At 72.7% G+C, this 13,148-nt stretch carries 13 protein-coding genes; 4 read left to right on the top strand and 9 right to left on the bottom strand.

From position 1 onward, the window contains the following. Nucleotides 1-23: 23 nt before the first annotated feature. From SLP03_RS04910 to SLP03_RS04885, 6 genes are all read right to left on the bottom strand, one after another. Nucleotides 24-293, bottom strand: coding sequence for a hypothetical protein (locus SLP03_RS04910; protein WP_319459306.1), 270 nt, complete (start codon nt 291-293; stop codon nt 24-26). Beyond that, the gene (locus tag SLP03_RS04905; protein ID WP_319459305.1) at nt 290-739 is read right to left on the bottom strand and encodes a MerR family transcriptional regulator; all 450 of its coding nucleotides are present in this window, start codon (nt 737-739) and stop codon (nt 290-292) included. The genes SLP03_RS04910 and SLP03_RS04905 overlap by 4 nt, the downstream gene beginning before the upstream one ends. Continuing rightward, nucleotides 736-1,086, bottom strand: a complete 351-nt coding sequence (locus SLP03_RS04900; protein WP_319459304.1) for a hypothetical protein — start codon at nt 1,084-1,086, stop codon at nt 736-738. Before SLP03_RS04900 ends, SLP03_RS04905 begins: the two co-directional genes overlap by 4 nt. Before the next feature lie 168 nt (nt 1,087-1,254). Continuing rightward, on the bottom strand, nt 1,255-1,686 hold the full coding sequence (locus SLP03_RS04895; RefSeq protein ID WP_319459303.1) for a VOC family protein: 432 nt from the start codon (nt 1,684-1,686) through the stop codon (nt 1,255-1,257). Nucleotides 1,687-1,695: 9 nt separating this feature from the next. Then, entirely contained in the window at nt 1,696-2,154 is a 459-nt protein-coding gene (locus SLP03_RS04890) for an AraC family transcriptional regulator (protein WP_319459302.1), read from the bottom strand. Between the two features lie 109 nt (nt 2,155-2,263). After that, on the bottom strand, nt 2,264-2,911 hold the full coding sequence (locus SLP03_RS04885; protein ID WP_319459301.1) for an FMN-dependent NADH-azoreductase: 648 nt from the start codon (nt 2,909-2,911) through the stop codon (nt 2,264-2,266). 84 nt (nt 2,912-2,995) lie between these two features. Here SLP03_RS04885 and SLP03_RS04880 point away from each other — a divergent pair, with 84 nt between their 5' ends. Further along, nucleotides 2,996-3,484, top strand: a complete 489-nt coding sequence (locus SLP03_RS04880) for a MarR family winged helix-turn-helix transcriptional regulator (protein ID WP_319459300.1) — start codon at nt 2,996-2,998, stop codon at nt 3,482-3,484. A 10-nt stretch (nt 3,485-3,494) separates the two neighbouring features. On the opposite strand, the gene SLP03_RS04875 is transcribed toward SLP03_RS04880, so the two are convergent. Both SLP03_RS04875 and SLP03_RS04870 read right to left on the bottom strand, forming a co-directional pair. After that, a complete protein-coding gene (locus tag SLP03_RS04875) occupies nt 3,495-5,789 on the bottom strand; it encodes a hypothetical protein (protein ID WP_319459299.1) in 2,295 nt (764 codons plus the stop codon). Between the two features lie 279 nt (nt 5,790-6,068). Beyond that, nucleotides 6,069-7,295 (bottom strand): helix-turn-helix domain-containing protein, encoded by a 1,227-nt coding sequence (locus SLP03_RS04870; RefSeq protein ID WP_319459298.1) that lies wholly within the window; start codon nt 7,293-7,295, stop codon nt 6,069-6,071. Nucleotides 7,296-7,378: 83 nt separating this feature from the next. Here SLP03_RS04870 and SLP03_RS04865 point away from each other — a divergent pair, with 83 nt between their 5' ends. Then, complete coding sequence (locus SLP03_RS04865) at nt 7,379-8,470, top strand: ferredoxin reductase (protein WP_319459297.1); 1,092 nt, start codon at nt 7,379-7,381, stop codon at nt 8,468-8,470. 12 nt (nt 8,471-8,482) lie between these two features. Further along, nucleotides 8,483-9,616, top strand: coding sequence for an acyl-CoA desaturase (locus SLP03_RS04860; RefSeq protein ID WP_319459296.1), 1,134 nt, complete (start codon nt 8,483-8,485; stop codon nt 9,614-9,616). Between the two features lie 130 nt (nt 9,617-9,746). On the opposite strand, the gene SLP03_RS04855 is transcribed toward SLP03_RS04860, so the two are convergent. Beyond that, nucleotides 9,747-10,430 carry a triacylglycerol lipase gene (locus tag SLP03_RS04855; RefSeq protein ID WP_319459295.1) on the bottom strand — a complete coding sequence of 228 codons (684 nt, stop codon included), beginning with the start codon at nt 10,428-10,430 and terminating at the stop codon, nt 9,747-9,749. Nucleotides 10,431-10,786: 356 nt separating this feature from the next. On the opposite strand from SLP03_RS04855, the gene SLP03_RS04850 reads away from it, so the two are divergent. Next, a complete protein-coding gene (locus tag SLP03_RS04850; protein WP_319459294.1) occupies nt 10,787-13,105 on the top strand; it encodes a lamin tail domain-containing protein in 2,319 nt (772 codons plus the stop codon). Nucleotides 13,106-13,148: the final 43 nt, after the last annotated feature.

Genomic DNA, 13,148 nt, shown 5'->3' with positions numbered 1-13,148 from the left:
AATGTCGGGGTGGTCGGCGCGGTTCAGGAAGCAGGACAGGAACACGTGCCGCCGGCGCAGCCGTTCGGGTGGGCGCGGCGGCGGGCGTTCCACCACCAGGTGAGGGCGGCCAGGACGGTCAGGCCCACGGCGACGCCGGGCATGAACCGGGCGGCCGCCGCCCATCCCGCGCCGCCGAGGACGCCGGCGGCGAGCAGCAACGGGATGGCGCAGCACGCCGCGCACGCCACCCCGGCCAGGGAGCCCAGGCCGGTGGGCAGCAGCCGGCGCAGTCGTTCGACGGTACGGGTCACGGGGTGTCTCCTCGGTGCAGGTCGGCGAACGGCAGCGGGCAACAGGAGCTGGTGGCGCAGGCGGTCAGGTCGTCGCAGCCGGCGTCGATCGCCGATCGCAGCGTGGTGGCGATGACCTGGAGGTCGGCGATGCGGCTTTCGATCTCGGTCAGCTTCGCGGCGGCGCGCGCCTGCAGGCCCGCTTCGCGGCGCCCGTGCCGGTGCCGCCCGAGGTCGACGAGGTCGGCGACTTCGTCGAGGGTGAAACCGAGCCGCTGAGCGGTCTTGATGACCCGGAGGAGGGTCAGGCTGTCGGGCGGATAGAGGCGGTGCCCGCCGGGGCTGCGCTGGGGTTCGGCGAGCAGGCCGCGGCGCTCGTAGTACCGCAGTGTCTGCGGGTTCACCCCGGCGGCCTCGGCCAACTCCCCGCTGCGCAGCGCCCCGACCACCGGGTCGGACCCGCTCACGGGGTGCCCTGCTGGACGGCGCGGGCGGCCAGGGCGTCGAGGACGTCGACATGCCCGGCCGGGACTGCGACATCCAGGACGACCTGCCCCGGCCGCCGCGTGCTGACGCCGAAGGTGAAGAAGGAACAGCAGCGGCTCTCCCGCTCCGTGAGGTCCCGCACGGTGGTCTCCAACTCGGCCGGCCCGGTCAGCGTCAGCCGCAGCCGCCTGTCGTCGAGCCGCTCGGCCTGCCGCACGGCGGTGGCGAACAGTTCGTCGAACTCGGCCAGCCGCAGCGGCCGCTGCGCGGTGGGCAGGGTGCACGCCTCGGGCACCCAGCCCTGGTCAAGGCTCACGTCGGTGGTCATGGGCCCAACGGTAAGCCCGTACCTGGGTACCGGATGCAAGTCGGTGAGGTCACCGGCGGACGACGTCACGGCTCGACCGTCGCACCGGTGTCGACCCCGACCAGGGGCGGCGTGTCCGGGGACTCCGCAGTCCCTGGTCGGGGTTGCGTGGCACCGGCTTCCGGCGGGTCAGCCGAGCGCGGCGGGGTCGAACTCGCGCTGCTCGACCAGGACCAGCCAGTTGCCGGAGTTGTCGCGGGCGACCGCTTCCACTCCGTACGGCCGCTCGGACGGCTCCTGGATGAACTCCACGCCCTTGGCGCGCAGCTCCTCGTGGGTCTTGCGGCAGTCGTCCACGGCCAGGCCAAGGCCGAACATGCCGCCCTCGGCCTGGGCGCGGCGCAGCGTGTCCGCCATCTCCGGCGAGTACGGCGGACCGGGCAGGGTCAGGTGGACCTCCAGCTCCGGCTGGCTCGGGTGCATGACGGTGCACCACCGGTAGGACCCGTCCCCGATGGTGATGTCGGTGTGCTCGGCGAACCCGAGCACGTCGAGGTAGAACGCCTTGGCCGTGTCGATGTCCTGCACGAACACGCTGGTGATGGAGATGTTGGTAATCATGCGACCAGGCTAGGAACCGTCGCGGGATTCCGGCTTCTCCTGGCTTGCGGATCCGCGCCGTTCGGCCAGGCCCCACATGAGCACGAAGCACCCCGGTACGCGGGGCGCGCCGGTCGCGGCCCAGCGGCGCTGGAACTCGCTCGGCGTCTCGCCGACCAGTTCCCGGAACCGGCTGCTGAACGAGCCGAGGCTGGAGAAGCCGACGGCGTGGCAGACCTCGGTGACCGTGAGGTTGGTGGCGCGCAGCAGGTCCTGCGCGCGTTCGACCCGGCGGCGGGACAGGTGCGCGGCGGGGGAGAGGCCGTAGGTGGCGGTGAAGAGCCGCTGGAAGTGGTACTTGCTGACGCCGGCCACCGCGGCGACCGCCGCGAGGTCCAGCGGCTCGGCGTAGTTCCGGTCCATGTGGTCGCGGGCCCGGCGCAGGTGGACCAGCAGGTCACCCGGGGCCCGACGGGGCGGCGCGCTCATCACCTGGCAGCTTAGGACCCAGGTGGGCCTTGGCCCGCGCCAGCACCTGCCTGGTCGTGACCGGCGCGGCCCGCGAGCGCGGGTCACGACCAGACGAAACGGGCTGCCGCTACGCGGCGGCGGCGGCCGGCACCCAGAGGTCGTCGATGGCGCGCTCGGCCGCCGCGAGGCTCTCCTCGGCCAGCGGGATCAGCCCGGCCATGGCCGGGTTCAGCTGGGCGAGGGTCAGCTCGGCCGTGATGAAGCGGGGCTGGAGACCGGTCATCGCCAGGCCGTGCGGGAGCCAGGGCTCGGCGTGGTCCCAACCCGCGCGCGGGGTGCCCGCGCCGTAACCGCCGCCCCGGGTGGCCAGCACGATGAACTCACGTCCGTCGAGCAGGCCGGCCTGGGTCTCCGGGTGGTACGACAGTCCGGGTGCGATGAGGTGGTCGACCCACGCCTTGACGCTGCTGGGCGCGGCGAAGTTGTAGAGCGGGAGCCCGAGCAGGACGGTGTCGGCCTGCTTCACCTCGTCTACCAGCTGCTCGGTCAACGCCCAGGATGACCGCTGTGCCGGGGTGTGGTGCTGCGCCGGCATCATCCGGGCCAGGCCGCCGGCCTCGTCGAGGTGCGGCAGTGGCTCGCGGCCCAGGTCACGGTAGGTCACCCTGCCGCCGGGGTGGGCGGCCCGCCAGGCGTCGGCCGCCCGGGCGGTGAGCCGGCGGCTCACCGAGCGCTCTCCCTGGATGCTCGAGTCGATGTGCAAAAGGTGCGGCATTGGCTTGCCTCTCCGTCAATAGTTAGTGGTGCGCAAATCATTTGTAACACGCAGACTCCTCGGCTGGTCGGTAGACTTGGTCACATGCCCGCCGCGCCGGTCAACCAGCCAGAGCACCGCCTGGGTCCGCTGCTCGACCACCTCGCGCGCCGGATGCGGCTGCGGGCCGAGACGGTGCTGGCGCCGCTGGGTCTGCGGCCGCGTCACCTCGTCGCCCTGACCGTGCTGCGCGCGCAGGGGGGCAGCAGCCAGCAGGCGCTCGCCGGCACCCTCGCCATGGACGGCACGAACATCGTCGGCCTGCTCAACGAGCTGGAGGGGGAGGGGCTGATCGAGCGGCGACGCTCACCGGAGGACCGCCGGCGCCACGTCGTGGAGCTCACCGACGCCGGCGCCCGACGGCTCAGCGAGGCGGAATGCGCCCTCGCCACGGTGGAGGGGGAGGTGCTCGGCGGCCTCGACCCGGGCCAGCGCGAGACGCTTTACCAGCTGCTCCAGCAGGCCGCCACCGGCACCCCGGTCTGCTGCGCCGAAACGTTGGAGAATCCGCCGGGTGACGCCGAGGCCTGCTGAGGTCGGCCGTTCACGCCGCGCCCTCCTCGCGCTCCCTCATCGCCCCGGAGCCCTGGTCCGCACCTCCTGCAGCAGCCACCCGTTGGAGCCGGCCGACGAGTTCGCGGACGGCCGCGGCGAACCGTTCGTCGGATTCGCACGGCCAGTGGCCGCGGATGGGCGGCGGGACGCTGTCGCTCGGGGGCACCACCACGTCCTCCGGGTCCCGGAGCCGGCGGTCCACCCGCTCGCTCGGGTCGGTCCCCGGTGGCGGGTCGCCGGGGCGGTGGGCGGCGAACAGCCAGCCGCCGATCTGGTCGGTGTCCCGCCACAGGTTCACCCATCGCCAGCCGATCCGGGCGCCGACCTCGCGCAGCACGTCGCGGCCCAGGTACGCCGGGAAGAGCCGGGTGTACAGGCGGTCCAGCGGGGACCCGTAGGTGAGCAGCGCGACCCGGCGGCGCACCGGGGCCGGCAGTTGCAGCACGGCCGCGGCGAGCAGGACTGAGCCGTGGCTGTGGCCGGTGAGCAGGACGCCGTCGTGCTGGTTGGCCAGGTAGCAGATCCGCTTCGCCAGCTCGGGCACGGCCCGCTCCGCGTAGCAGGGCGGCGCGAACGGGTGGGCCGCCCGGGGCCAGAAGGTGCCGAGGTCCCACAACACGCCCACGTACCGGCGGAACTCGGCCGTTCGATAGGCGAACAGGCCGCCCACCACCAGCCCGGCGATTATCCCGGCGATGAGGTAGCTGCCGACGGTGAGCCCGAAGCTCACGAAGTCACCCGGTATGCCGAGGAACTGCTCGGCCAACGGGCTGGGATGGAACTCGAACAGGGCCAGCACGCTCGCGGCCAGGCCGACTGCGGCCAGGCAGGCGTACACGATGGCCAGCGGCCCGAGCCGCTCGGTGAACCGGGCCCGGGCAATCGTCTTCGCCACCCGGTCCAGGCGGTCGGCCGCCTCCGGTGGGGCGTCCGGGAAGTCTTGGGCGACGATCGCCGCGGCGGCCCGTCGCCGGCCCGGCCGGGTGAGCAGGGTGACCGCGCCGCCCGTCGCCACCGTGGCGATCGCCGACAGGAAGAACGTGAAGATCGCCCACTTGTACGCCAGCGGCGGGGGCACCAGGTCGCCGGCGCTCTGGGTGATCGCCCGCCGGTTGAGGAAGTACGCCGTCCGGTAGACCAGCTCGGCGGAGAGCGCGCTGGCCAGGCCCACCCCGACGGCCGCGATGACCGGCGCGCCGAGGCCGCGCAGCAGCGCCGACCGGGGATCCCGGCCGTGGCGCCGCCACAGGGTCAGCACGGCCAGCGCGAAGAGCAACGTCATCTGCGCGAAGAACGCCCAGGCGACGATCCGGCTGTACCCGGGCAGTCCGGTGGATTGCTGCCAGGGGGCGCCGTCCAGCGCGACGACCCCGAGGGTCGGCACGGTCAGGACGCACGCGACGACGCGCGCGGTGGCGGCCAGCCGGTCGGTCGGGCCGGCCGACGCCCGTTCCAGCGGCGCGCCGGCGCAGAGCATCGCCAGGCAGGCCGCGAGCACCGCGCCGGCGACCGTGGCCAGCGCGATCACCAGGGGCGACGGCCCGCCGGCGCCCCGCGCGGCGAGGAGGGTGAGGTTCAGCACCGCGAACGCGGCGGCGACGTGGATCGCTCGCAACCGGCCCACCATCGGCATGGCGTCCCACTGGCCGACGGCGCTGAGCCGGTCGCCCTCGGGGTCACCACCGGGCGTGCGGAAGGCGTCGTACGAGCGACCGGGCCGGACGCTGAGCAGCCAGAGCAGCCCAAGGGCGGCGACCGGTAGCACGGCGAGCACCACCAGGCGGAGTCCGACCGGGCGGCCGCCCAGCCAGGACAGCCAGGTGCGCCCGGTCAGGCAGCGGGACGAGCCCATGCACTTCCAGGCGATGAGGTCGAGGGCGACGCCGGCCGCGGAGAGCACGTACAGCAGGGAGAGGTTGAGCGCGATGAGCCGGCAGAGCACCTTGACCCCGGAGCCGGAGCCCCGGTCCGCCGGGCGCATCCAGAACGCCACGTTGCTGAGCATGAACGGCAGCAGGAACACCAGGGACAGCGTCCGCGCGGCCGTGCCCGACGGCAGGTCGCTCCACCGGTACGCCTCGAGCACCACGCCGCCCGGTCCGCTGCTGTCCGGGTAGTCGGGCCGGGGCCGGTAGAAGCCGCCGCTGCGGTCCCCGGCCACCTGGTGGACGTGCGGCCGGTCGAGCATCTGCCCGGCCCCGGCGCCCGAGACGCCGTGGACCCGCAGCTCCACGACGTCGCCCGGGACGCCCTGGCGTCCGGGCGGCGGTGACTCCTCCGACATCGGCCCGCCCCCGCTGCGCGGCCAGCAGTTCGTCACGGGTCGCGGACCGACGACGAGTTGCGCCGCCACCCGGCTGGCCGGGCTGACTACCCGCCCGGCGGCCCGCCAACCGCGCTCCCGGCACGCCGGCCCCGGTGGTCGCCGGGGCGGGTCGTGCGACCGTGGTCACCTCGGTGGGCGTCCGGCGCGCCGGGCACTCGTCCCCCTTCGACCCTGCGGCACGGGACCGGCGGGGGACAGGGCCGGACGGCCCAGGGCCACCGGGCCGGCCGCCCCTGCTCACTCCGACTCGGGGGCGGCCGGGAGCAGCGCCAGCGCGAGGGTCAGGTCGAGGACGGTGGCCGGGTCGTGGAGGCGGTCGCCGTACAGCTCGCGCAGCTGGCCCATCCGGTAGCGCACCGTCTGCGGGTGCACGAACAGTTCGGCCGCCACGTCGTCGCGCCGGCCCTGGTGCAGCAGCCAGGAACGCAGCGTCTCGGCGAGCCGGTGCGCGGTGGCCAGCGGCAGCGACTCCAGCGGTTTCAGCGCCTGGGCCCGCAGGTCGGCCAGCCCCTCCGGGTCCATGCTGAGCACCAGCTCGGCGAGGTGCTCCTCGGTGTCCACCGGCCCCGAGTCGGGCCGGCCGAGGCCGAGCGCCAGCGCCCGCGTCGCCCGCCGGTAGGAGGCCGCCACCCGGCTCCACGGGCGTGCCGGCCCGAGCACCGCCCGGTGCCCCTGCAGCACCCGGGCGAGCTGGCGGCGTCCGGCGTCGTGCGCGTCCGGCACCAGCAGCACGGCCAGCTCCTCGGCGAGGTCCACCCCGGGCAGGTCCTCCCCGCTCTCCAGGGTGTGCGGGCTGAGCAGCGCGAGCACCGCGCGCAGGTTGCGGCGCGGCAGCAGGACGACGGTGAGCGTCTGCGGCGGCGGCCAGTCCGCCCGCTCGGCGCTGCGGCGCAGCGTCTCCTCCGGCTCGCCGGCGAGCAGCTGCTGGGTGAGCCGCTCCAGGTAGCGGCGCTGGACCCGGCCGGCGGTGGCCAGCTCGTCGGCGTGCCCGGCCACGCTGGCGGCGGAGAGCTCGTCGATGTACGCGAACATCAGCTCGGCGAACTCGGCGACCGTCTCGGCGGCCAGCCCGCCGCGCACGGTGGTGGTGGAAACCTCCCGCCAGGCCACCCGCGCCCCCACCCGGTACGCCGCCAGCAGCGCGTCCATGCTGCGGCCGGAGCGTGCCTCCCCGCTGCCGAGCGCGTACGCGGCCTCCAGGGCGGGGGTCAGCGGGGTGCTCGGGTCGGAGGACTGGGCCTTCTCGACGAGCTGCAGGAACGTGCCGAGCGCGATGCGTACGGCGTTCTCGATCTTCTCCCGCATGGTGTCGGTGAGGGCGCCGGAGTAGCCGGGCACCTCGCCGGTGATCGCGCTGACCGTCCGCTCCGCCACCACGGGGAGGCGGTCGCGGAGCTGGGCGGCTACCCGCTCGTCCAATTCGAGGTGGGCGGCGCGCCGGGTCGTCCCGGACTGGTCCGACATGTTGTTCTCCCCGAACAAATACCCGCTGCTGATTCACCTTTGACGGTCAAGATGTTATGCGATAGCGCGTCCACCCTGGTTATATGACCACAACTGTCCCGCGGCCCCCCACGAAGGTCTCCCTCCGGGACCGGCTGCTGCGGCTGGCCGAGACGGTCACCACCCCGCTGCTGCCGGACGACTACCTCGACCTGGTCGCCCCGCTGCGCGCCGGCGCCCCGCTGCGCGGCCGGATCGTCGCCGTGCGACCGGAGACCCGGGACGCGGCGACCGTGGTCATCCAGCCCGGGCGCGGCTGGCGCGGCCACGCCCCCGGACAGTACGTACGCCTCGGCGTGGACGTCGACGGGGTGCGCCAGTGGCGCGCGTACTCGGTCACCTCGGTGCCCCGCGGTCGGGACGGCCACCTCGCGATCACCGTCAAGGCGATCCCGGACGGCAAGGTCAGCAACCACCTCGTCCACCGCACGCGGCCCGGCACGATCGTGCAGCTCGACCAGGCCCAGGGCGACTTCGTGCTGCCGGAGGCGACCCCCGAGCGGGTCCTCCTGCTCACCGCGGGCAGCGGCATCACGCCGATCATGGCGATGCTCCGCGCCGGCCTGCACACCCGGGCGGACGTCGTGCTGGTGCACTCCGCGCCCACCCCGGACGACGTGATCTTCGGCGCGGAGCTGCGGGCGCTCGCCGGGCAGGGCGCGCTGCGGCTGGTCGAGCGGCACACCGACGTCGACGGTCTGCTCGGCGTGCACGAACTCGACGACCTGGTGCCCGACCACGTCGAGCGGGAGACCTGGGCCTGCGGCCCGGTCGGCATGCTCGACGCGGTCGACGGGTACTGGGCCTCCCGGGGGGCGTCGGAGCGGCTGCACACCGAGCGGTTCCGACCCACCGTGATCTCGCCCGGGGAGGGCGGCACGGTCACCTTCACCGGCTCCGGGACGACCGTCGAGGCGGACGGGGCCACCCCGATCCTCGATGCCGGCGAGAACGCGGGCGTGCTGATGCCCTCCGGCTGCCGGATGGGGATCTGCTTCGGCTGCGTCCTCCCGCTGCGTCAGGGCGCCGTCCGCGACCTGCGCAACGGCGACCTCACCACCGCCGTCCCCGGTGACGGCGTGCTCATCCAGACCTGCGTGTCGGCCGCGGCCGGTACCTGCGACATCGAACTCTGACAGGAGGCCGACGTGACCGTCATCCAGAAGAAGGCCCGTAACCCGATCGCCCACCTGAGCGCCGAGGACATCGAGATCATCGGCAAGGAGCTGGACGTCATCCGGGACCGGGTGATCGCCGACCGGGGCGAGCGCGACGCGCGGTACATCCGCAAGGTGATCAAGACCCAGCGGACGCTGGAGATCAGCAGCCGCGCGGTGCTGCTCTTCTCGCTCTTCCCGCCGGCCTGGGTGGTGGGCACCGCCGGCCTCACGGTGGCCAAGATCCTGGACAACATGGAGATCGGGCACAACATCCTGCACGGCCAGTGGGACTGGATGCGCGACCCGAAGATCCACTCGACCACCTGGGAGTGGGACCACGTCTCCCCGGCCGCGCAGTGGAAGCACTCGCACAACCAGCTGCACCACACGTACACCAACGTGGTCGGCAAGGACAACGACCTCGGGTACGGCATCATGCGCGTCGACGAGGACCAGAAGTGGCACCCGATGCACCTCGGCCAGCCGCTGTGGAACCTCCTCAACGCCTGCTTCTTCCAGTACGGCATCGCCGCGTACGACCTGGAGCTCGGCCGCAACCTGCAGAAGGACCGGCGCAAGGCCCCGGAGTTCCGGGCCCGGGCCCGCGCGGTCGGTCGCAAGATCCGCCGCCAGGTGCTCAAGGACTACATCGTCCACCCGCTGCTGTCCGGCCCGTCCTTCCTCAGCACCCTGGCCGCCACCTTCACCGCGAACCTGATCCGCAACGTGTGGAGCCACTCGGTGATCATGTGCGGGCACTTCCCGAACGGTGTGGAGACCTTCGAGAAGACCTCCATCGAGGGCGAGACCCGGGGCGAGTGGTACCTGCGGCAGATGCTCGGCTCCGGCAACATCAGCGGCAGCAAGCTGATGCACCTCATGACCGGCAACCTGTCGTTCCAGATCGAGCACCACCTCTTCCCCGACCTGCCGAGCAACCGCTATCAGGAGATCGCCCCGCAGGTCCGTGCGCTCTTCGACCGGTACGGGCTGAAGTACACCACCGGTCCGCTGCCCAAGCAGGTCGCCTCCGCCTGGTGGAAGGTCATCCGGCTCTCCCTGCCGAACCGGCGTACCGCCCAGCCGATGGCGCCGGCGCTGCTCTCCTCCGCGGCGGCCTGACCCGTCGCCGACCCGGGACCGCTCGCACGCCGGCCCGGCCGTCCCGACGCCGATCTCTCGGTGCCCGGGCCGGTCGGGCCGGTGTCGTTCCTGTTGGTGCGCATGGGCTGCTGTTGCCGGGCGGCGGGCGTCACGGGTTGACGAAGTTGCGCACCTGGCCGTAGATGGTGGCGTCGTTCTGCAGGCTGGTGTGGAAGACGCAGGCCGTCTGGGTGTTGGTCGCGCCGGAGAGGATCGTGCTGTCCACCGGGTTGATGACCCCGTCGCAGGGGGAGCGCCAGGTGCCGTAGACGAAGGCGCCGGGCGTCTCGTCGCCGGAGTTCACGGCGGCGAGGAAGGTCGAGCCGACCCGCATCTCCACGCAGGCGGTGCTGGTGCAGGTGTTCGCCGAGCTGGTGCCGTGGTTGGGCCCGCCCAGGGAGACCCAGCGGTCGACCTTGCCGCTGCTGGCCAGGTTCTTCAGGTAGTAGCGCGAGGAGAGCCCGCCCATCGAGTGGGTGACGATGTCCACCTTGGTCGCGCCGGTGGCGGCGAGCAGTTGGTCGACCTCCTGGCTGATGGTCTGCGCGGTGGTGGCGTTGGACTGGCTGGTGTTGTAGGAGAACGCCCGCAGGTGGCTGGCCGGCCAGCCGTCGGCCTGGAAGCGGCTGACCATCGTGTTCCAGGTGGACGCGCTGCTGTTCCAGCCGTGCACGAAGAGGATCGGGTTGCTCGACGGCGTGTACGAGGCCGCGTGGGCGGGGGTTTGCAGGCTGACCAGGGTCGCCGCGGTGACGGTGAGGGCGAGCAGCCACCTCGACATCAGCGATTTCACGGGAGTGTGTCCTTCCGGGGGAGACGGGCGATGCGCCGCCGGTAGGCGGGCCGCCCACGAGCCGTCCGAGGTGCCGGAATGTTACCGGCTGGTTGCCTTCATATGTCAATACATCAATTTAACTGCGGTGGGCAGGTCGGGATGGCCACCGGAGGACTACTCCTGCGGTGTCGAACGCGCGCGGCGGTCGGTGGACGGTCACGCGCTGTTCACATCGCGTTGCCCGGCGGGGCTTCCGCAAGATCGACGGAGTCGGCGATGATAGACGCACCCCTATGCGGCCTGGGATCATCCGGGCCGACCCGCTCCGCTCGGGCGCACACCCCCTCCGCCCGAGCGTCCTGTCTGGAGGCAAGATGCGTCGACATGTGCTGGCTGGTCTCGCGGTCGGAGTTCTCGCGGCGACACTGTGTGCCGCGCCCGCTGCGGCGGCGTCCCCCGACGTCGTCATCAGCGAGATCTACGGCGGTGGCGGCAACACCGGCGCCACGTACCAGCACGACTTCGTCGAGCTCTACAACCGTTCCTCGGTCAGCGTCACCCTGACCGGGTGGAGCGTCCAGTACGCATCGGCGTCCGGCAGCACCTGGTCGGTGACGGGGCTGTCCGGCTCCATCGCGGCCGGCGGGTACTACCTGGTCAAGCTCGCATCCGGCGGCACCGCCGGCGCGGCCCTGCCCACCGCCGACGCCACCGGCACCACCAACCTCTCCGCTACTTCGGGCAAGATCGCGCTGCGCACCACGACTACCGCCCTTACCTGCTCCACCAGCTGCGCGTTCGTCTCCGGCAACCGGGACTTCGTCGGCTACGGCTCGGCCAACGACGCGGAGGGCACCCGCGCGGCTGGCGGCTCCAACACCGCCTCGGTCGCCCGCACCAACCCGGCCGTCGACAGCGACAACAACGCGGCCGACTTCGCCGCCGGCACGCCCACCCCGCGCAACGCCGCCGGCACCGACTCCTGCCCGACGGGCACCCGGATCCGCGACATCCAGGGCGCCGGCCACCTGGCGGCGCTGACCGGCAGCCGGACCACCCGCGGCATCGTCACCGCGAAGTCCACCGCCGGCTTCTGGCTCCAGGACCCCTGCCCGGACGGCTCCGACGCCACCTCCGAGGGGCTCTACGTCTCCACCTCCGGCTCGCCGACGGTCAGCGTCGGCGACGACGTGTCGGTGACCGGCAGCGTCAGCGACGTCCGGCCCGGCGGCGCGGCGACCAACCTGACCGTCACCACCATGGCGTACTCGAACAAGGGCACCCTGGGCACCGGCAAGCCGCTGCCCGCGGCGACCGTGGTCGGTTCCGGCGGGCGGGTACCGCCCGGCGCCGTCATCGAGGACGACGCCACCGGCAACGTCGAGACCTCCGGCACCTTCGACCCGGCCAGCGACGGCCTCGACTTCTGGGAGTCGCTGGAGGGCATGCGGGTGCAGATCGCCTCGGCCGCCGTCGTCGGCCCGACGAATCAGTACGGCGAGTTCCCGGTCGTGCCGGGCGGTTCCGGCGTACGCAGTGCCCGGGGCGGCATCGTCACCCAGGCCGGTGACTTCAACCCGGAGCGGGTGATCGTCGGCGACACCCTGGCCACCGCGCCGACCGTGGCGGTCGGCGACACCTTCGGCGCGGCCCTGACCGGCGTTCTCAGCTACGACTTCGGCGACTACCTACTGCTGCCCTCGTCGTTCCCGGCCGTCGTCTCCGGCGGGCTGACCGCGGAGACCACCACCGCGGCGGCCACCGGCCAGCTCGCCGTGGCCACGTTCAACGTGGAGAACCTCGACCCGACCGACCCGCAGAGCAAGTTCGACGCCCTGGCCGGCCAGATCGTCACCAACCTGCGCTCACCCGACCTGGTGGCACTCGAGGAGGTCCAGGACAACAACGGGGCCACCAACAACGGCGTCGTCGCCTGTGACCAGACGATGAGCAAGCTGATCTCGGCGATCAGCGCCAAGGGCGGCCCGTCCTACGGGTACCGGCAGATCAACCCGACCAACGACGCGGACGGCGGCGAGCCCGGCGGCAACATCCGCCAGGTCTTCCTGTTCCGTACCGACCGGGGGCTCTCCTTCACCGACCGGGCCGGTGGCACCGCGACCGCCACGACCACGGTGAACACCGTCAGCGGGGTGCCGCAGCTGTCGTACTCGCCGGGGCGGGTGCAGCCGGGCGACGCCGCGTTCAACGCCAGCCGAAAGCCCCTCGCGGGCGAGTTCCGCTGGAACGGGCGGCCGCTGTTCGTCATCGCCAACCACTTCAACTCCAAGGGTGGCGATGACCCGCTGATGGGTCGCTACCAGCCGCCGTCGGCGTCGTCGGAGACCCAGCGCCACCAGCAGGCCACCATCGTCAACTCGTTCGTCGACTCGATCCGGGCCGTCGACCCGAACGCGGCGGTCGTCGTCCTGGGCGACATCAACGACTACGACTTCAGCCAGACCACGAACCTGCTGGTCGGCTCCGGCGAGCTGGTCGACCTGCCGCGCACGCTGCCGGTGGCCGAGCGCTACACCTACGTGTACGAGGGCAACTCGCAGGTCCTCGACCACATCCTGCTGTCGTCCTGGCTCGCCACCCAGCCGTACGTCTACGACGTGGTGCACGTCAACAGCGAGTTCCCGACGCAGGTCTCCGACCACGAGCCCCAGGTGGTCCGGCTGACCTTCTGACCTCCGGCGGCACCGCCCGGTCCCGGCTCCCACCTACCAACCG

Source organism: Micromonospora sp. RTP1Z1, from assembly GCF_033804685.1.
GTDB lineage: Bacteria > Actinomycetota > Actinomycetes > Mycobacteriales > Micromonosporaceae > Micromonospora.
Note: the sequence above shows the minus strand (reverse complement) of the source record. Positions and strands in the feature narration are given on the sequence as shown.